The sequence below is a fragment of the Paenibacillus xinjiangensis genome, assembly GCF_059686975.1.
The window spans coordinates 43266-61215 of sequence record NZ_JCAALS010000032.1; the positions used below are offsets into that span (position 1 = coordinate 43266).

At 47.4% G+C, this 17950-nt stretch carries 19 protein-coding genes; 1 reads left to right on the top strand and 18 read right to left on the bottom strand.

Annotated elements, in window-relative coordinates; all coding sequences use genetic code 11:
- Positions 1-51: 51 nt before the first annotated feature.
- The 15 genes from AC6ESP_RS25095 to gpr all read right to left on the bottom strand — a co-directional run bounded on the left by AC6ESP_RS25095 (position 52) and on the right by gpr (position 14525).
- Positions 52-723: a site-2 protease family protein gene (locus tag AC6ESP_RS25095; RefSeq protein WP_497099469.1), complete on the bottom strand. Its 672-nt coding sequence runs from the start codon at positions 721-723 to the stop codon at positions 52-54.
- A complete protein-coding gene (gene prmA, locus AC6ESP_RS25100; RefSeq protein WP_497099470.1) occupies positions 724-1719 on the bottom strand; it encodes a 50S ribosomal protein L11 methyltransferase in 996 nt (331 codons plus the stop codon). It abuts the gene before it with no gap.
- Positions 1720-1840: 121 nt separating this feature from the next.
- The gene (locus tag AC6ESP_RS25105) at positions 1841-2044 is read right to left on the bottom strand and encodes a hypothetical protein (RefSeq protein WP_497099471.1); all 204 of its coding nucleotides are present in this window, start codon (positions 2042-2044) and stop codon (positions 1841-1843) included.
- Positions 2045-2053: 9 nt separating this feature from the next.
- The gene (locus AC6ESP_RS25110) at positions 2054-2221 is read right to left on the bottom strand and encodes a YfhD family protein (protein WP_497099472.1); all 168 of its coding nucleotides are present in this window, start codon (positions 2219-2221) and stop codon (positions 2054-2056) included.
- A gap of 134 nt (positions 2222-2355) precedes the next feature.
- On the bottom strand, positions 2356-3492 hold the full coding sequence (gene dnaJ / locus AC6ESP_RS25115; RefSeq protein ID WP_497099473.1) for a molecular chaperone DnaJ: 1137 nt from the start codon (positions 3490-3492) through the stop codon (positions 2356-2358).
- Positions 3493-3589: 97 nt separating this feature from the next.
- Entirely contained in the window at positions 3590-5428 is a 1839-nt protein-coding gene (gene dnaK, locus AC6ESP_RS25120) for a molecular chaperone DnaK (RefSeq protein WP_497099474.1), read from the bottom strand.
- 59 nt (positions 5429-5487) lie between these two features.
- Positions 5488-6030: a nucleotide exchange factor GrpE gene (gene grpE, locus AC6ESP_RS25125; RefSeq protein ID WP_497099475.1), complete on the bottom strand. Its 543-nt coding sequence runs from the start codon at positions 6028-6030 to the stop codon at positions 5488-5490.
- 149 nt (positions 6031-6179) lie between these two features.
- Positions 6180-7205, bottom strand: coding sequence for a heat-inducible transcriptional repressor HrcA (hrcA, locus tag AC6ESP_RS25130; RefSeq protein ID WP_497099476.1), 1026 nt, complete (start codon positions 7203-7205; stop codon positions 6180-6182).
- Positions 7206-7446: 241 nt separating this feature from the next.
- Positions 7447-7719 (bottom strand): hypothetical protein, encoded by a 273-nt coding sequence (locus AC6ESP_RS25135; RefSeq protein WP_497099477.1) that lies wholly within the window; start codon positions 7717-7719, stop codon positions 7447-7449.
- 196 nt (positions 7720-7915) lie between these two features.
- Complete coding sequence (locus AC6ESP_RS25140) at positions 7916-8395, bottom strand: N-acetyltransferase (protein WP_497099478.1); 480 nt, start codon at positions 8393-8395, stop codon at positions 7916-7918.
- Positions 8396-8487: 92 nt separating this feature from the next.
- Complete coding sequence (gene hemW, locus AC6ESP_RS25145) at positions 8488-9678, bottom strand: radical SAM family heme chaperone HemW (RefSeq protein WP_497099479.1); 1191 nt, start codon at positions 9676-9678, stop codon at positions 8488-8490.
- A gap of 107 nt (positions 9679-9785) precedes the next feature.
- Complete coding sequence (lepA, locus tag AC6ESP_RS25150; protein ID WP_497099480.1) at positions 9786-11603, bottom strand: translation elongation factor 4; 1818 nt, start codon at positions 11601-11603, stop codon at positions 9786-9788.
- A gap of 95 nt (positions 11604-11698) precedes the next feature.
- Positions 11699-12130, bottom strand: coding sequence for a DUF3679 domain-containing protein (locus tag AC6ESP_RS25155; protein WP_497099481.1), 432 nt, complete (start codon positions 12128-12130; stop codon positions 11699-11701).
- A 44-nt stretch (positions 12131-12174) separates the two neighbouring features.
- The gene (spoIIP, locus tag AC6ESP_RS25160; RefSeq protein ID WP_497099482.1) at positions 12175-13395 is read right to left on the bottom strand and encodes a stage II sporulation protein P; all 1221 of its coding nucleotides are present in this window, start codon (positions 13393-13395) and stop codon (positions 12175-12177) included.
- A 185-nt stretch (positions 13396-13580) separates the two neighbouring features.
- Entirely contained in the window at positions 13581-14525 is a 945-nt protein-coding gene (gpr, locus tag AC6ESP_RS25165; RefSeq protein WP_497099496.1) for a GPR endopeptidase, read from the bottom strand.
- Between the two features lie 285 nt (positions 14526-14810).
- On the opposite strand from gpr, the gene rpsT reads away from it, so the two are divergent.
- On the top strand, positions 14811-15083 hold the full coding sequence (gene rpsT / locus AC6ESP_RS25170) for a 30S ribosomal protein S20 (RefSeq protein WP_497099483.1): 273 nt from the start codon (positions 14811-14813) through the stop codon (positions 15081-15083).
- A 63-nt stretch (positions 15084-15146) separates the two neighbouring features.
- On the opposite strand, the gene holA is transcribed toward rpsT, so the two are convergent.
- From holA to AC6ESP_RS25185, 3 genes are all read right to left on the bottom strand, one after another.
- Complete coding sequence (gene holA, locus AC6ESP_RS25175; RefSeq protein WP_497099484.1) at positions 15147-16193, bottom strand: DNA polymerase III subunit delta; 1047 nt, start codon at positions 16191-16193, stop codon at positions 15147-15149.
- 215 nt (positions 16194-16408) lie between these two features.
- Positions 16409-17374 carry an anti-sigma factor family protein gene (locus AC6ESP_RS25180; RefSeq protein WP_497099485.1) on the bottom strand — a complete coding sequence of 322 codons (966 nt, stop codon included), beginning with the start codon at positions 17372-17374 and terminating at the stop codon, positions 16409-16411.
- On the bottom strand, positions 17371-17919 hold the full coding sequence (locus AC6ESP_RS25185; protein WP_497099486.1) for an RNA polymerase sigma factor: 549 nt from the start codon (positions 17917-17919) through the stop codon (positions 17371-17373). The genes AC6ESP_RS25180 and AC6ESP_RS25185 overlap by 4 nt, the downstream gene beginning before the upstream one ends.
- Positions 17920-17950: the final 31 nt, after the last annotated feature.

Sequence of the window (17950 nt, forward strand, 5' to 3'; positions counted from 1 at the left end):
ACCATCCTTCATAATAGCATGTTTTATCGGTAAAAATCTATTGTTCGCGGCTCAGAAGATACCTCGGATTATGGAAGCAAAAAATCCTACTAATGGATAAATCCAAGCTAGAATCGGATCAAGCGTTACTCTTCTTAGCGGTGGAATAAAGACCATCAATAAAAATATGAATGTGCCCCATTGGACGTTTTGTTCCATCTTGTATCTGATCTTAAGTGGTGCCAAATCTTGAATAATACGATATCCGTCAAGTGGTGGCAGCGGAATTAAGTTGAATACAAACAATAAGAAATTAAGTGATATTAATTTATCAAGAAATAGGAATACAGCATCATAAACACCTGAAGAAGCGGAATCGAGAATCCCTGTTGACATTAACAAGAAATATAGAAAAATCCCAATGATGCCTAAGAGCAGGTTGCTAAGAGGTCCGACAGCAGAGACGACGACGCCCATAGCTCGCGGATACTTGAACTTGCTCTGATTAACTGGTACCGGCTTCGCCCAGCCAAAGCCTGCAATTAGAATGAGGATTGCGCCGAGCCAATCGATATGTACACGCGGGTTCAACGTCACCCGTCCAGCATCGTAGGCAGTGTTGTCACCGAACTTATAAGCACTATAGGCATGTGCGAACTCATGAACCGTAAAAGAAATCAGGAGCACCAGCGCAACAAAGGGCAACTCATCTATTGGATATACGAATAGGCTGTCCCAATTCAATTAGGTCACCTGCGGCTTTCTTGCTACGAATGCGATCCAATCCTCGTCGCGGCATTTCTCGACAATCTCGAAGCCTGAGCGAATAAGACCTTCTTCTACGAGCTCTTCCTTATTCTTAAATATACCCGATGCAATGTAGATGCCATTAGGCCTCAAAGCCTCGTACACATCATCAACAAATAACAAGATAATATCCGCCAATATATTAGCTACAACCAGATCAACAGGAAGCGTGACTGTAGTCTGCTGCGCTTCACCATTGGCACCGAATACCTTTTTGCCGCCCAACACACCGAGCAAGTCGCTCTCCATAACCTCAACGATATCATCAAGACCATTCAAATGAACGTTCTCCTTAGCGCTGGATACAGCGACTGGATCAAGATCAAGTGCGAGCACGCGTTTGGCGCCTAGCTTACATGCTCCAATAGCCAATATACCCGAGCCTGTACCAACATCAATAACTTCTTCTCCGCCCTTAATAACGGATTCAAGCGTCTGCAAGCAGAGCGAGGTTGTAGGGTGTGTACCCGTACCGAACGCCATACCTGGATCAAGCTCGATAATATTCTCCCCAGGGGCCGCTTCATAATCTTCCCAGGTTGGCTTGATCGTCAGCTTGTCGGATACCTTGATCGGTTTGAAATACTGCTTCCAAGCGTTAGCCCAGTCCTCTTCATCCACCAGCTTGGAGGAAATTTCGAATTGTCCCGGGTCGATTCCGAATTCTCTCAGCTGCTCAATAGAAGGAATTAGCCCTTCGATCATAGAATCGGGGTCCATTGTCTCAGGAAAATATCCCTTGATTACCGCTTGACCTTCGGGTATATCATTAATCGCGTGCTCATACCATTGTCCTAGTGAGGTGTCCCGCTGCTTATTCAAAGTTCCTGACTCTTCAATGGATACACCATCCGCATCCAATTCATGCAAAAAGTTAGAGATCATCTCGATCGCTTGCTCTGTCGTCGAGATCGTCAGTTCATGCCATTTCATATTTAATACCCTCCAGTGTGAAAACTACCATCTATTGTACACTAAACGGCATATATGCACAAAACCTCAAAAGGGCCGCCAGCTTTTTCATACGCCAGCGACCCAAGTGTTACTCGTTCCATTATCCTTTTGTTTCAGGATTACCGCCTATTTGCTTAATCAGATGCATCGCCCTGTCTACAGTGTTCACATCTACGGTAGCTGTTAGCAGCCCATTTTCCAGTAGTCCATTTACTTCAAAGGCTCTCAAAGCTTGAAGCTTGAGGAACGCTTCCTGCGCCTCCTCCGGGCCTTCAAAGTTCGCGCGGATCTCCACTTGATTCATAGCTGCCCTCTAATGCGACTCTGCACGGGAATCCGCCTCAGCGGCGCGCTGAGCAGCCTTCTTGTCAGCTTCGTCAGCTAATTCCTCAGAGAATTCTACATCCTCATTCTTGCCAATAGGCAGATCTCCGAAGTTTACCTTCTCCATATCGGAATCCTTATTCTCATTCATAGCCATTTCAGCACTCCTCTTCGGATGTATTGTCCATTCCAATTGCACATATAGGTTTTGTTATGCTTCTATGAATTATGCAATGAGAACAATACCCGGCTGCAGCCTGAATAGGTGGAAAACAAAAAAAACGTTCCGCGTTATTCGCCGCGGAACGCTTTCTTCATCCGATCAAATATAGACTCATGATGATCGTTATTGCTGCTCTCTGTTGAAACCTCACCATTCACACCGCCGAATTGACGGAGCAAATCCTTCTGTTCATCAGATAGCTTAGTTGGTGTTACGATCGTTACCTTCACGTGCTGGTCACCTTGACCATAACCGCGAAGCTTAGGAACGCCTTTGCCTTTAAGTCGGAAATAAGTGCCTGTCTGCGTTCCAGCAGGAATCTTCAGCTTAACCTTCTCTGTAAGCGTCGGAATTTCAATATCATCCCCAAGCGCCGCCTGAACGAAGGTAAGAGGAACCTCACAATAAATATCATCATTCTCACGCTCGAAGAACTCATGCGATTTCACGCGGATAACGATATACAGATCGCCTGCTGGACCACCGCGCAGTCCGCCTTCTCCTTCGCCAGAAAGACGAATTTGAGCGCCATCATCCACACCAGCTGGGATGCGCACGGTAATTTTACGCTGTTTTTTAACTTTTCCAGCGCCATGGCAAGTTCCGCATTTTTCTTTGATAATGGAGCCCGTTCCACTACAGTTCGAACAAGCACGGCGATTAACCATACGGCCGAACGGTGTATTCTGAACCACCTCTTGCTGACCGCTGCCTCGACATGTCGAACAAGTCTCCGGCTTCGTGCCTGGCTTCGCTCCTGTACCTGTACAAGTGTCACAGCTCTCTGTGCGCGGAATCGTAATTTCCGTTTCCTTGCCGAATACCGCTTCCTTGAACTCAACTGTCATCGTGTACTGCAGATCGTTGCCGCGCTGCGGTGCATTCGGATCACGCCGTCCACCGCCGCCACCGCCGAAGAACATGTCGAAAATATCGCCAAAGCCGCCTCCGAAGTCGCCGCTTCCGCCACCCATGCCCTGATTCGGATCGACATGACCGTATTGGTCATAGGTTGAACGTTTGCCGTCATCGCTCAGCACATCGTAGGCTTCTTTAACCTCTTTAAATTTCGTTTCAGCATCCGCTTCCTTATTGACATCCGGATGGAATTTACGCGCTTGCTGACGGTAAGCCTTCTTAATATCATCTGAAGAGGCATTTTTACCGACGCCTAGAACCTCGTAATAATCGCGTTTATCTGCCAACTGATCTCACCTCCGCCAATCATCCTAACCCATTACGCGAAGAAGGTCAAAGACAGGAAGCCCTGTCCTTGACCTCTCGCCTTATACCATTAAACCTTTATTCCTTCTTCTCGTCTACCACTTCGTAATCGGCATCAACCACATTGTCTTTGCCTTTTGCTGTGCCTTCGCCAGCTTCAGCGCCTTCAGCTTGCTGTGCTTGAGCAGCTTGCTCATACAGCTTAACCGACAGCTGCTGTACGATTTCAGTCAGCTCTTCAGCTGCTTTGTTGATCTGCTCAAGATCGTCAGTAGCAAGTGCTGCAGTTACTTTTTCTTTGGCAGCATTAGCTTTGTCGATCTCAGAAGCATCTACTTTATCGCCTAGATCTTTAATTGTTTTGTCAACGGAATAGATCAGTTGGTCAGCGTTGTTCTTCGCTTCAACAAGCTCTTTACGCTTGCGGTCTTCTTCAGCGTTAAGCTCAGCATCCTTCATCATTTGCTCGATTTCTTGCTCGCTTAGGCCAGTTGAAGAAGTGATTGTAATTTTTTGGCTCTTGCCCGTTCCTTTGTCCAGAGCGGATACGTTTACGATACCGTTAGCGTCAATATCAAAAGTAACTTCGATTTGCGGAACACCGCGCGGAGCGAGTGGAATATCGCTTAGAGTAAAGCGGCCAAGCGTTTTGTTGCCAGCTGCCATCGAACGCTCACCTTGCAGAACGTGAATCTCAACACCAGGCTGATTGTCAGCATAAGTGGAGTATACTTGGGATTTGCTTGTAGGGATCGTCGTATTGCGATCGATCATCTTCGTGAATACGCCGCCTGCCGTTTCAATACCAAGGGACAATGGCGTTACATCAAGCAATACAACGTCTTTTACTTCACCAGTCAGTACGCCCGCTTGAACAGCAGCGCCAAGAGCAACAACCTCATCTGGGTTAACGCCTTTGTGCGGATCTTTACCGATCAGCTTTTTAACTGCTTCTTGTACGGCAGGAATACGAGTAGAACCACCAACAAGAACGACTTTGTCGATTTGGTTAGCAGACAGACCGGAATCGCTCAAAGCTTGGCGAACAGGTCCAAGCGTACGCTCTACGAGTGCTGAGGACAGCTCTTCGAATTTCGCACGAGTCAGGCTTGTTTCCAAATGCTGAGGAACGCCGTCTACCATTGTAATAAATGGAAGTGAGATCGTTGAAGTCAATACGCCGGAAAGCTCTTTTTTCGCCTTTTCAGCTGCATCTTTCAAACGTTGTACAGCTGCTTTATCTTTGGAAAGGTCAATACTTTGCTCTTTCTTGAATTCAGCTACGAGGTAGTCAATGATGACTTGGTCGAAATCGTCACCACCGAGCTTGTTGTCGCCGCTAGTTGCTTTAACTTCGAAGAAGCCATCGCCCAGTTCAAGAATCGAGACGTCGAATGTACCGCCGCCAAGGTCATAGACGAGGATGGTTTGATCTTCTGTTTTCTCAAGGCCATAAGCCAGTGCAGCTGCAGTCGGCTCATTGACGATACGAAGAACTTCTAGACCAGCAATTTTACCTGCATCCTTCGTTGCTTGACGCTGGCTATCATTAAAGTATGCAGGAACGGTAATAACCGCTTGCGTTACTGTTTGGCCGAGGTAAGCTTCTGCATCGGATTTCAGCTTTTGCAGAATAATTGCAGAAATTTCTTGTGTAGTGTAGTCTTTGCCGTCAATTGTTTCTTTGTAGCTCGTACCGATATGACGTTTGATCGAGCTAACTGTGCGATCAGGGTTAGTGATGGCTTGACGTTTTGCAGATTCACCTACAATACGCTCTCCATCCTTCTTAAAGCCGACTACAGATGGTGTAGTGCGGTTGCCTTCCGGGTTAGGTATTACGACGGCTTCGCCGCCCTCCATTACCGCAACGCAAGAGTTTGTTGTTCCAAGGTCAATACCAATTACTTTACTCATCGTCAGTTTCCTCCTTAAAATCTGTTGCTATTGGTCAAGCTTATATGTGAATGAAAGGATTAGCCGCTTACTTTTACCATTGCAGGACGCAGAACCTTATCCTTCAGGATGTAGCCCTTTTGCACTTCCTCCACGATAATGCCCTCTTCATGCTCTTCGGACTCAACCGTCATAATCGCTTGATGGAATTCTGGGTTGAACGGCTCACCGACAACCTCCATAGGCTTCAGACCTTCCTGCTCCAGCGTCTGCTCGAGCTGACGGAAGATCATGTTCACGCCTTTGGCAAGCGCTTCGAAGTCCTGTGTCCCGCTAGCAGAAGCAACCGCACGTTCAAAGTTATCCACAACTGGCAGCAGCTGTCCAATCAGCTTCATTGAAGCATATTGCGCTAATTCTTCTTTTTCTTTCATCGTACGACGACGGAAGTTATCGAAATCCGCTTGTGCGCGTAAGTATCGTTGTTGATTCTCATCTGCCTGCTTAACGAGCTCCTCAACGTTGATATCAGCTTGGACTTGCTCTTCCTGAGCTGCTTCAGTCTGCTCTTCAGCAATAACCTCTTCAACGATTGATTCGTTATGTTCTTTATTACTCACCATATTCACCTCCTTATAAGGATTGCAACGCAATCCTATCTTCGTAAGCATAAACTTAAGGATTGCAACGCAATCCTATCTTCGTAAGCATAAACTTAAGGATTGCAGCGCAATCCTTTCTTCGAGAGCATAAGCTTAAGGATTACAGCGCATTATTTATACCATCTACCGAGCATTAGAGCCATATCTTTGGAAATAATATCAATCAAGCTGATGACTTTGCCGTATTCCATTCTTGTCGGACCGAGTATGCCAATTGTACCGAGTGATTGACCATCAACAGAATAGTTAGCCGTGATCAGACTGCAATTCGAAATTGCCTCATTGTCATTCTCTGTTCCGATCCGAACTTGTATACCTGAAGGCATCGCTGAAAACATTCTCATGATGGCTGGAGCTTCATCCAGCATATCCAATATGGTCTTAACCTTGTCCACGTCTTTAAATTCAGGCTGTGTCAGCATATTCGTCGTTCCGCTAAGAAAGATACGATGCTCGTCATCACTCTGCAGCGCTTTGTCTAGAACACCAAGCACTTCTTCGCAATGATCCACATAACGTTCCATTTCTTGACCGACCTCTGCATACAGCTTAGATTTCAGACGAACAAGCGGAATGCCAACCAGCTTCGTATTGAGTATCCGGACAATCTTCTCCATATCCTCCATACTGACTCCTGGCGGTATCGTGATCGTCCGATTCTCCACATGCCCAGTATTCGTTACGATAATCGCTACTGCCGAATTCTGATCAAGCGGCACCAGGTTGAAATGCTTCAGAGAATTGCTGAACATTTCAGGACCAAGCAGGATCGACGTATAGTTCGTCAGATTAGACAGCACCATAGCCGCATGCTGGATAACCTGCTCCATCTGATTCACCTTCTCCGAGAAAAAGGAACGGGCTTTCGTCAGATCGTTCTCATCCCATTCATTAGGCTTAAGAAGATTATCGACATAATACCGGTAGCCTTTCGTTGAAGGGATTCGGCCTGCTGACGTGTGAGGCTGCTCGAGATAGCCAAGCTCCTCTAGATCAGACATTTCATTACGGATAGTGGCAGGGCTGAAGCCGACATCGCCGCGCTTCGAAATGCTTCGTGAGCCGACAGGTTCAGCCGAGCGGATGTAATCATCTACAATGGCAGTCAGTATCATTCGTTGTCGTTCAGTCAACATTCATATCCCTCCCAAATTTTTGCCTATCATTAGCCAACATGTTGGCTGTGCATTTCCTTAATTCTCGATAATCGTTAGCACTCATTAGCGCCGAGTGCTAATCATTAATACAAAAATACCAAACCCACTTGAGCGTTGTCAAGTCAGTTCAGCATTTTTACTGCGCCTATTTATGGAGAACGCTCTGTTTAAGAACGTTTTGCGAATCATGTGCAGCTATGACAGCAAGGTATGAACGGATTTATACTTTGTGTATTTTACCCGCTTCATCAATAGCGAATTTCTCTCTTCTCACACGTTGTTCTTCCTTATAGAGCTCGATCACTCTCATGGAACTTGATGAATCATCAATAACCAATTTGTAGTCGTTTGTATTGAGCAAAGCGACCAACTCGCTGTATCCCATTGACTTGAAGCCATAGAATCCGCTAAATCCCGCCCATTTTTTCAATAGAACCGTCGTTACATGCTCCAGCTTGTCCGATACTTCAATAATATCTTTTTTGGTAGTCATCTTATATTTCTCCTCTTTGTCCATTAGTCATGCAGGATAACTGTATCTCATTATGGCTTAATCCGCCGTATTATTCAAATCTAATACAGCAGTTATCCAACAAAAAAACCACTATTCCATTAGTACCAATCCTATCCTAATGAAATAGTGGCTTATTCTATTCATAATAGGAGTTCGAATGAGCTCCTGGGTATCATTAATCTACCATTCTAAGAACAGCTATTTCATCACAAGCAAGCTGTTTCGGACAGTTAACGCAATCTTTCCATACCTTCTCTGGGAAAATCTCTTTCTCCACAATCGAAAAGCCGTTGCGCAGGAAAAAAGGCACCGCATAGGTCAACGCCATTACTTTTTTCATCTGCTGCTCTTTGGCCTGCTCCATTAAAAACTCGACCAGCTTAGATCCAATTCCAAGGCCCTTATAGCCATCGGACATGCCAAGAGAACGAATCTCTACCAGATCAGCTCCAAGCTGGCATAACGAGCCGCAGCCAACCACTTCGTCGCCAACCTCGGCAACGATAAACGTGTCGATCAGATGACGGACCATCTCCCGGGTGCGGGGCAGCATGATCCCCTGTTCCGCATAGCCTTTAATTAAATGAAATAACGTATCAACATCATCCAGTGTCGCTACTCTGCACACTGCCTGCAAACTGCTCGTTGCCTTCATGCTGCTTCTCCTCCACCCGGTCGCATAATCATTCTACTGAATAAATATACAACATGGCGCATGTTTTCTCAAGAGGGAATTTAGCTGAAATTTTACAATGCAGGTTCCTCAAGTCCGATGAAGGAGCCGAACACATCATTGCCGAACAGAACGCCTTTATCCGTTAATCTATAGCCCTTCTCACCGGCCTCATTCACATGCTCCAGCAGTCCGTCACTAAGCAGCTTCTCAATCACTGTACCGAACTTCTCTTCCAGCTGCATGCCTCCGAATTGCTTAGCGAAATCCGAGCTTCTGACGCCTTTGAGAAGCCGCAGGCCGACCATCATGAAGTCTTCCATCGCTTCTTGCTCCGGCACTTCATTCGTCTCAAGCCTTGGCAGCTTCGTAGTCGTATAATCGATATAAGGCTGAACACCCTTCACATTCACGTGTCGCTGCCTGCCTGCATAACCATGCGCACCAGCACCTAGGCCGTAATACGGCTCATTGCGCCAGTACGTGGAGTTATGTCGGCTCTCGAAGCCGGGACGAGCAAAGTTACTAATCTCGTAATGCCCATAGCCAGCAGCCTTCAAGCGATCCATGAGCAGCATAAACATATTATACTCTTCATCTTCTGGAGGAAGCGGCAGCTCATCGCGCTGATAGAGCTTATGGAACAGCGTGTTCTCCTCAACCTTCAAGCTGTATAAGGAATAATGCGGCAGATCAAGTGCCAGCGCTTTATTCACACTATCCTCCAAGGCCTCAAGCGTTTGCCCCGGCAGCCCGAACATCAGATCAATCGATAGATTCGAGAAACCAGCTGCACGAGCATTCTCCAAGCTGCGATACACATCGTCCACGTTATGAATACGACCAATGCGCTCCAGAAGCTCATTGTTGAACGATTGCACCCCGAAGCTAATCCGATTCACACCGCCGGCGAACATTGCTGCCAGCTTATCAGGGTCAGTCGTGCCAGGGTTAGCCTCCATCGTAAATTCCGCATCATCTGCAATGGGGAAATGCTTCTTGACGGAAGCAAGGAAACGCTCCATCTGCGGTGGGGTGAGTACAGTTGGTGTGCCTCCCCCGACGAATACGGTATCAATTCGGTCAGTAGGAAGCTCAGCAATAGTCTGTACCATTTCCCGCTCCAAGGCATCCAGGTAGTCATCCACCGGCTGGCCTTTCAGCACATAAGAAGTGAAATCGCAATAATGGCACTTATTCGTACAAAAAGGAATATGAATGTAAAGCGCTCTAGGCGCTATTATATTTGTATTTGAGTGAATCATGAGGTGCTTCCTCCCTTCCATATCCATAACTCTCTTTCCCTAGTAGAAGAAAATCGACAGAACGGTGAAGAGTGTATACTCTTCTTCGTCCTGTCGATGAAGTTCTGTTAATCCTCGTCGATTTTCAGTACGGCCATGAAAGCCTCTTGCGGCACCTCTACGCTGCCGACCTGCTTCATCCGTTTCTTACCTTCCTTCTGCTTATCCAGAAGCTTACGCTTACGGCTGATGTCTCCTCCGTAACACTTGGCAAGAACGTTTTTACGCATCGCTTTGACCGTCTCACGCGCAATAACCTTTGTTCCGATAGAAGCCTGTACAGGCACCTCGAACATTTGACGCGGGATGAGCTCCTTCATCTTCTGACAGATGATCCGGCCGCGGTGGTAAGCACGATCTCTATGAACAATAACCGACAGAGCATCGACTTGCTCATTGTTAAGCATAATATCCATCTTGACCAGATTGGATCTTCGGTAGCCCGACAATTCATAATCGAAGGAGGCATACCCTTTCGTGCTCGATTTCAATTGGTCGAAGAAATCATATACGATTTCTGAAAGAGGAAGCTGGTATGTGATCGTTACACGGTTCGTATCGAGATACTGCATATCAACGAATTCGCCGCGTTTGTTCTGACAAAGCTCCATAATCGCACCTACATAATCATTCGGAACGATAATGGCCGCTTTTACAAAGGGCTCTTCTACGAACTCCAGCTTGCCTGCCTCCGGATAGTTGGAAGGGTTGTCAATCTCGTGTGTGGTTCCGTTGGTTAATGTAACTCTGTATATAACACTTGGCGCTGTCGTAATAAGCGGGATATTGAACTCACGTTCAATTCTCTCCTGAATAATCTCCATGTGGAGAAGGCCAAGGAAACCACAGCGGAAGCCGAAGCCTAGTGCCGTTGAGGTCTCTGGCTCATAACGAAGCGATGCATCATTCAGCTCAAGCTTCTCAAGCGCTTCGCGCAGATCATTGTAATCCTGTGTCTCGATCGGATATAGTCCGCAGAATACCATAGGGTTGATCCGGCGGTAGCCAGGCAGCGCCTCAGGAGCTGGCCGCTTCGCTTCGGTAACTGTATCCCCAACTCGTGTATCCTTCACATTCTTAATCCCTGCTACAACAAATCCAACATCACCAACTGCAAGCTCGTCTACCACAGACATACGCGGCTTGAATGCGCCTACCTCGATAACCTCGAATTCTGCTCCCGTTGCCATGAAGCGGATCTTTTTGCCAGCCTTAATACTTCCGTCGATTACCCGAACATATACGATAACCCCTTTGTAAGGATCATAATGCGAGTCAAAAATAAGCGCTTTTAGCGGCTGGTCAGGATCACCAGTAGGTGCCGGCACCTTGGACACAACCTGCTCAAGTATTTCCTTAATGCCGATACCAGCTTTAGCTGAAGCATGAACCGTTTCACTCGTATCGAGCCCGATCACATCCTCGATCTCCTGCTTGACACGCTCTGGGTCCGCGCTTGGCAGATCGATTTTGTTAAGCACCGGAATAATCTCCAGATTGCTCTCCAGCGCAAGATATACGTTAGCAAGTGTCTGTGCTTCAATACCTTGAGCAGCGTCAACAACGAGCAGAGCGCCTTCACAAGCGGCCATACTGCGCGATACCTCATACGTGAAATCGACATGCCCTGGCGTATCGATTAAGTTAAGCAAATATTCTTCACCGTCGTCTGCTTTGTAAGTCAGGCGAACAGCTTGAAGCTTTATGGTAATGCCCCGCTCACGCTCCAGATCCATTTGGTCGAGTACCTGCTCCTGCATCTCACGAGAGGAAAGCGCGCCAGTAAACTCCAATATACGGTCTGCAAGTGTTGATTTACCGTGGTCAATATGAGCGATAATTGAAAAATTTCTAATTTTCTTCTGTCGGTCACGAACGTCTGTCATGCCTAACCCCCACACAATCCAATATTGCTAATCATTCCATCTATTATATCAGCTTAAGGGGGCGCCAGCAATGTGCATTGTCGATGGGCAAGCTTTTAATTCGTAACCGAGTCAAATAAATTAACAACAAACCGAATGCCGCCGCTCGAAAAGGACTGTAAAAAACCTGAGGCTCCATCCGCCAATTTATTAACCGAGGGCTCCGTAGATTCCTTCGGAATACCTAACAGCCGCTCATAATGCGCTGATCGCTCCGCGATTTCCCGCACCTCCGCAAGCTCCTCTTGCAGCTGCTCTAATTGCTTCTCTGCCTCACTGGACAAGCCGACAGGCGCATCTGAAGCATCGGATATGGCTGGCAGGCTTCCCGCAGCCGATTCATCCCCAGTCTGCACGGAAGCCGCTTCACTCCCTTCAATCGGCCCATATACACGCTCTATGCCAGTCGAAGACATCTCCATGCCATATAGAACGATGAATACGAGCACTCCTCCCAGCACAGCCCACTTCAGCGCGCTTCTTTTCATCCTGATCAGATCCCCTTCCGTTACTCTTTGTAATCATGCTTTCCTTAGCTTTCCTTGCCAGGTGCGGACACCTTCTCGGCATCCCAATAAATGTCGGCTACAACCTTGGCGATAATGTCTGCTGTCCGGTAGGATTCCTCAAGCGTATTGTCCACCCCGCCTACCTCCATAAGCACACTGTCTTCAGCAAGCGACTGATTATACTCTCCGTTGCCTGTCGCCGCGGTTTTCCCCCAGATGCCTCTTGAGAGGCCCGGGTATTCCTTCTCCAGCATTTCATGAATTTTGGTAGCAAAAGCTTCATTCTTCTTCCAGTTCGGGTTTTTGTGACCGATGATAAAATAGACCTGAGCATAGCTCTTGCCATTAATCTCAGTCGTCGTGTATTTCCGTTTCTGAGAATCGCGATGAATATCGAATACAAACTTGATATCTTTACTGCTGGCCAGCGCTTCCATCACTGTTTTCTTCGAATATTTGTAGGACAATGCCCATTTATAATCCTTAATAGCTGTCGGATAATCAGTGTCAGAATGAAGCGCCCCTACTCCCAGCTCTTCAAGCTTAGATGCAAGTCTCTTGCCGACAAGCGTAATATTAGTTGTGCTTGAATTGGGGTCCTTAACCGTCTCCTTCAGTTCAGGGTACCAAGACTCGCGGTTATGAGAATGATAGATGAATGCGATTTTTGCCTCTCCTGTTGTCCCGTGCTCCCCAGGGCTTGCTTCTGGCAATGGTGTTGATTCAGGTGTTGGTGCTGCGCTCTCTATAGGATCATTCGGATCAATCTCACCATGATCGTCGGTAGGGTCAGATGGAATAGGCTCATTGTCCTCAGGTCCAACCTCTGTATCTGTTCCAACTCCCTTGCGTATCAAAAATGATTTATTCACATTCATTCCTGGAATTTCACCAGCAAGCAGGCTCTTCGGATCGCTCGGATTAATATCTGTCATTAGGCGCATTAAGAAACCACTGATTTGTTGTCCAGATAACGACTCTGTCTCACTGCTGCTTTTGAAGGCAGGCATCTCCATCTCTAGCATATCCCCGAAAAAGCCACTTGAAACCGATGCGGCGAATCCTTTCATCGAGGACACGGGCGCCGTAGTCGTCTGTTGATGTGCAATACCCGCAATACCAATCGCGACAAAAAAAATCATCGAGCAAAAGGACAAAATAGTGAACGTTCTGCCCGTTACGAGAAAATGACGAATTCGTCTGCTCTGCTTGGCTACATCTAACATCATTATGGTTCTTTTCATGGTTGGCTTAGCCCTCCCGCTTCTCTGCTTCCAAGACTGCTATTAATCTATGAGACAAACAGGCCTAATAGAACTGGCTTATAGCAAAATGAGCAGCTTAGCATTAATAGAGTAAGAGAGAGTGTCCTCCAATAGGCAGCAAAAAAACCGCCGTATCGATAGAATACGGCGGTACAGGTGCGTGATTAGTGCGTATAGGCCGCTACATTGTTCGTGTCCACGGCTTCATGAAGCGAGGCATTCAATCCGCTTGCGATGATGTTCGCAATATCTTCAATAAACTGATCTACCTCTTTCGGCGTTACGAGCAGATCATGGCCAACTGGATTAAGCACTTCCTTCACAAGCTGAAGCCGCTCTCCCTCTTGCATCTGGTTCATTAACCCGAACACTTTATCATTATCTGCCTTGTTCGCATCCATATGACTGCGCATCATCTCAATGGTGTTGTTCACGATGGTTGAGGCATATACGACCGTAGGCACTCCAATTGCGATAACCGGGATACCGAGAATTTCTTTGGTCAGCCCTTTGCGCTTGTTGCCGATACCTGAGCCCGGGTGAATTCCGATATCTGCAATCTGGATCGTCGTATTGATTCGCTCCAGCGATTTGGAGGCTAGGGCGTCAATGGCAATAATGACATCCGGCTTCGTTCTTTCTGCAATCCCTTGCACAATTTCACTGGACTCGATGCCAGTAATCCCGAGTACGCCGGGAGCAACGGCGCTTACCGCACGATAGCCTGGCGCAACCTGATCCGGCATCAGCTCGAAGAAATGCCGGGTTACCATAACATTTTCAACTACAAGAGGACCGAGGGCATCAGGTGTTACATTCCAGTTCCCTAATCCAACAATAAGCACGCTCGCTGTAGTCCCAACACCGATACGTGCTAGGAAGGATTCAAAATGCTTGGCAAAATGAGTCGCTACCCGGTCCTGAAGCTCCGTGTCCTGACCTCGGAGCGCTGGTACCTCCAGCGTTACATAATGTCCCGGCACTTTGCCGATAGCCTGTGAGCCTTGTTCATTCTGGACATGAAGCTGTGTAATGGTAATACCGTTATCCTCTGTAATCTCCGAATGTATGCCGGGAATTGGCCCGCCGCCGCTATTTCGTTCAGCCATTTCTTTTGCTTCGAGCGCCAAATCCGTTCGTGTGTTATACTGCTGTAGATCAAGTTCATTCACTTGTTGTCATTCTCCCTTCGAGGAAGTACAATCCTTCTGCCCTTATTGTTTGCAAGGACAGCAATTTCATACTTTGCCTTTATAAAGGTTGAATGAGGATGAAAGCTTGATCGCTATTGCTTTTCATACTTACGCATGGTAATATATTTTAAGTTGTGTTACCTAGCTTCGCAGCGTTAGCTTATGTTTGCTTACGCAAACTTTGTAGGAGGTGAAATTTCGATGCCAAACATTAAATCCGCTATCAAACGCGTTAAAACGAGCGAAAAGCGCCGCGCTTTGAACGCTTCCCAAAAATCCGCACTTCGTACGGCTGTTAAATCTGCTGACCAAGCAATCGCTGGCACTGATGTAGAAGTTGCTAAAGCAGCTCTGATCGCTGCAACGAAAAAATTGGACAAAGCGGCTACAAAAGGCCTGATTCATAAAAATGCGGCTTCCCGCAAAAAATCTCGTCTTGCTAAAAAGCTGAACGCCCTTTCGGCACAAGCTTAAGCAGCAGCCACTAAAAAAGCTTCACTAACCGGTTATCCGGCCAGTGAAGCTTTTTTTATTTCATTATAAAGCAGATCGCTGCCCTTTCTCCAAGCCTAGCGAGAGCAAATACAATTCCAGCCCCAACGTCTTGTCAATTGCTCCGGTCTTCATCTTGTAGTCAAGCTCTGCAATCGAGGACAACAGCCACCCAAGACGCTGTACCGTGAATTTGCGGCATTTCTCAGCTGCCAGCTTAACCGCATAGGGATGCAGCCCCAGCTGCCCTGCCATCTGCTGCGGTGAATAACGATGCTGCTCGAGCTCTTTGATCTGCAGCATAATCCGTATTTGTCTTGCAATCAAGGCCGCGATCTTAATCGGTTCCTCCCGTCTGATCAACAGCGCACGGTATAAGCGAAGAGCCCGATCCACCTGAAGCTCTGCAATGGCATCTACTAGTGCGAATACATCCTCTTCTACTGTAGCTGCGGTTAACAGCTCAGCCTCGGCTAGACCGATTGTACCGCCCTCTCCTGCATGCAGACATAGCTTGTCCACTTCTAGAGCAAGCTGCTGCATATGCGCTCCGGCCCTTAGAAGCAGCAAGTCAGCCGCCTCTGCCGTCATCGTCCGCTTCTGCTCTGCTGCGCGGCGCACAACCCACTGCTTCAGCTCTCCAGCATCCAGCTCTTGGAACGCAATAAGCGCATTCCTGTCCTTCAGCAGCTTCACCAGCTTCCTACGCTCATCGAGCTTCTCAGCATGAACAATGAATAGCATAACAGTCGTCTCCGAAGGATTATCGATATACTGCTGAAGGCGCTCCGTACGATGCTCCAGCTTCCCGCCTTCTTTGCCGCCCGCAGCGAACACAGCTGCATCCCTGACGACGACCAGCTTGCGATCTACGAAGAAAGGCAGCGTCTCTGCCTCCAGCGCCGCTTCTTCGATGAGTGTCTCAGACGTATCGAACTTCACGATTCCAAGCTCCCGCTCATCGGCGCTGAACATCGCTTCAGCTAATGTATCCTGGAACTGCTGTATACGATACCGATCCTTCCCATACAGCACATATACTGGACGGAACCGGCGTCCCTTAATTTCTTTTAATGCTTCCTTCGCATCCATGCACAGCTCTCCTCTCTTGAACGGCAACAAAGGGATGAGCCTTGGAAGGCTTCATCCCTTTGTCCCTGAACATCTATATAAACATCGGCAGGCAGGTCCATGGTACCGCCCTGCGAATGGTCATACGACGATCAAGGTTTCGTCGCAGACTTTCCTGTTCCTTTAACATACGCTAATGGCCCGGGAAGTGTGCGAATCACAATAAAAAATTTAGGTTAGTGCGGTGCTTTCGTTTCTTGCAGAGTGGATACATCCACTACGTACCGCTCCATACCGCCAGACTCGAGTTGAATCTCGTAGAAAAGCTCCTTATTATCCTCAGACCACGATAGGTTCGCAATTTTCCCGTTCTTCCTCGTCGACTCGAATAACACTTCGCTCTCGCCAGACTTAAATAGACGAATAACATATCCGTATACTTGTGCTGTATAAGCCCCGTCAGACGACTCCGCTTGAATGATTGGAGGAACAATGCCCCTATCATCCTCGCCGCCACCATTAATAGAAGGTTCTACTGAAGTGCTTTCTTCCGTACTGCTGCCGTTCGAGGTTGGTGCAGCACCATCCTGGCCTGACTCTGTCTGCTCATTCGAAGTAACGCCTAATGGCATTTCTTCTGTCTCTGCTGCAGGCAGGTCAGGAGCAATAGACTCCACATTAACATCTCCTGCGCTCTTGTTGTCAGCTGCATATTGCTTGAGATGTTCATCCTCCTTCATCATCCTCTGTGCAGAGAATGGAGCCGCGGTATCCTGCATTGCAGATTCTTGAGCACTGTCATTGCTTGAGCCGGACTGGAATAGCCCCGTATTGTAAGAAACGATGAATATTCCTGCTACCGCAGCTGCGGCAACAACACCGCTAAGTGCTCGAAGAGCCGGCCATTTACGAGCTGGCTTAACCCGGCGAGCTGGCTCCTGCGACATCAATTCATCTGCAGCTGCTTTCTTTACAATAGGTTCAAGCTTCTCAAGCTGAGGCATAATAGCATCTACTAGGCTGTATTTAGGCATAACTCTCGGCAAATTCTCGAGCTCGGCGGACAGCTTTTGGAGTCGATCAAACAATGCTGCGCAGTCCGGACAATGCTTGGTGTGCTTCATCAAGATTTCCTGCTCATGTTCATTGAGATCGCCATCTAGCTGTCTATGCATGTATTCTACCACCTCTTGACACATCATCCCCGGACACCACCTTTCTGATAATCATGAAGTAACGTTTGAAGCTGCTGCCTGGCTCGGAATAAGTAGGATTTGACCGTGTTCAAAGGCAAGTCGAGCGAATCAGCAATTTCGTTATACGAAAAATCCTGCAAATAACGAAGGACAACGACAGCTCGGTGATGCTCTGGCAGCTTATCGATTGCACTGCGAATATCCTGCACTGCATACGCGGACATTACTTCGTCTTCTACGTTCTGTTTCTCGCGAAAAACCATATCATGCTCGTCAATTGAAACGGTTGGCTTGCTTCTTCTGAATTTATCTATGCAGATATTCGTTACTATTCGTTGTATCCATGTTTTGAACTGAGCCTTCTCTTCATATGAGCTGATCTTGGTATAAATGCGAATGAGCGCTTCCTGAGCCGCATCCATCGCATCCTGCTCATTATTCAATATATAATAGGCTGTCCGATATACATGGGTTTCAATCTCTCGCAATAGAGTAATCAAAGCCTCGCGATCTCCTGACTGAGCGGCTCTAATGAGCTCCGGCTCCACCACGAAGGATCCCCCTCTCTTGCAACCTCATTGA

What these genes read in the sequence shown, in the direction of transcription:
- prmA (WP_497099470.1), bottom strand. Translation starts at nt 1,719, where the DNA reads ATGAAATGGCATGAACTGACGATCTCGACGACAGAGCAAGCGATCGAG.
- AC6ESP_RS25105 (WP_497099471.1), bottom strand. Translation starts at nt 2,044, where the DNA reads ATGAATCAAGTGGAGATCCGCGCGAACTTTGAAGGCCCGGAGGAGGCG.
- AC6ESP_RS25110 (WP_497099472.1), bottom strand. Translation starts at nt 2,221, where the DNA reads ATGGCTATGAATGAGAATAAGGATTCCGATATGGAGAAGGTAAACTTC.
- dnaK (WP_497099474.1), bottom strand. Translation starts at nt 5,428, where the DNA reads ATGAGTAAAGTAATTGGTATTGACCTTGGAACAACAAACTCTTGCGTT.
- grpE (WP_497099475.1), bottom strand. Translation starts at nt 6,030, where the DNA reads ATGGTGAGTAATAAAGAACATAACGAATCAATCGTTGAAGAGGTTATT.
- hrcA (WP_497099476.1), bottom strand. Translation starts at nt 7,205, where the DNA reads ATGTTGACTGAACGACAACGAATGATACTGACTGCCATTGTAGATGAT.
- AC6ESP_RS25135 (WP_497099477.1), bottom strand. Translation starts at nt 7,719, where the DNA reads ATGACTACCAAAAAAGATATTATTGAAGTATCGGACAAGCTGGAGCAT.
- AC6ESP_RS25140 (WP_497099478.1), bottom strand. Translation starts at nt 8,395, where the DNA reads ATGAAGGCAACGAGCAGTTTGCAGGCAGTGTGCAGAGTAGCGACACTG.
- hemW (WP_497099479.1), bottom strand. Translation starts at nt 9,678, where the DNA reads ATGATTCACTCAAATACAAATATAATAGCGCCTAGAGCGCTTTACATT.
- lepA (WP_497099480.1), bottom strand. Translation starts at nt 11,603, where the DNA reads ATGACAGACGTTCGTGACCGACAGAAGAAAATTAGAAATTTTTCAATT.
- AC6ESP_RS25155 (WP_497099481.1), bottom strand. Translation starts at nt 12,130, where the DNA reads ATGAAAAGAAGCGCGCTGAAGTGGGCTGTGCTGGGAGGAGTGCTCGTA.
- spoIIP (WP_497099482.1), bottom strand. Translation starts at nt 13,395, where the DNA reads ATGAAAAGAACCATAATGATGTTAGATGTAGCCAAGCAGAGCAGACGA.
- gpr (WP_497099496.1), bottom strand. Translation starts at nt 14,525, where the DNA reads ATGGCTGAACGAAATAGCGGCGGCGGGCCAATTCCCGGCATACATTCG.
- rpsT (WP_497099483.1), top strand. Translation starts at nt 14,811, where the DNA reads ATGCCAAACATTAAATCCGCTATCAAACGCGTTAAAACGAGCGAAAAG.
- holA (WP_497099484.1), bottom strand. Translation starts at nt 16,193, where the DNA reads ATGGATGCGAAGGAAGCATTAAAAGAAATTAAGGGACGCCGGTTCCGT.
- AC6ESP_RS25180 (WP_497099485.1), bottom strand. Translation starts at nt 17,374, where the DNA reads ATGATGTGTCAAGAGGTGGTAGAATACATGCATAGACAGCTAGATGGC.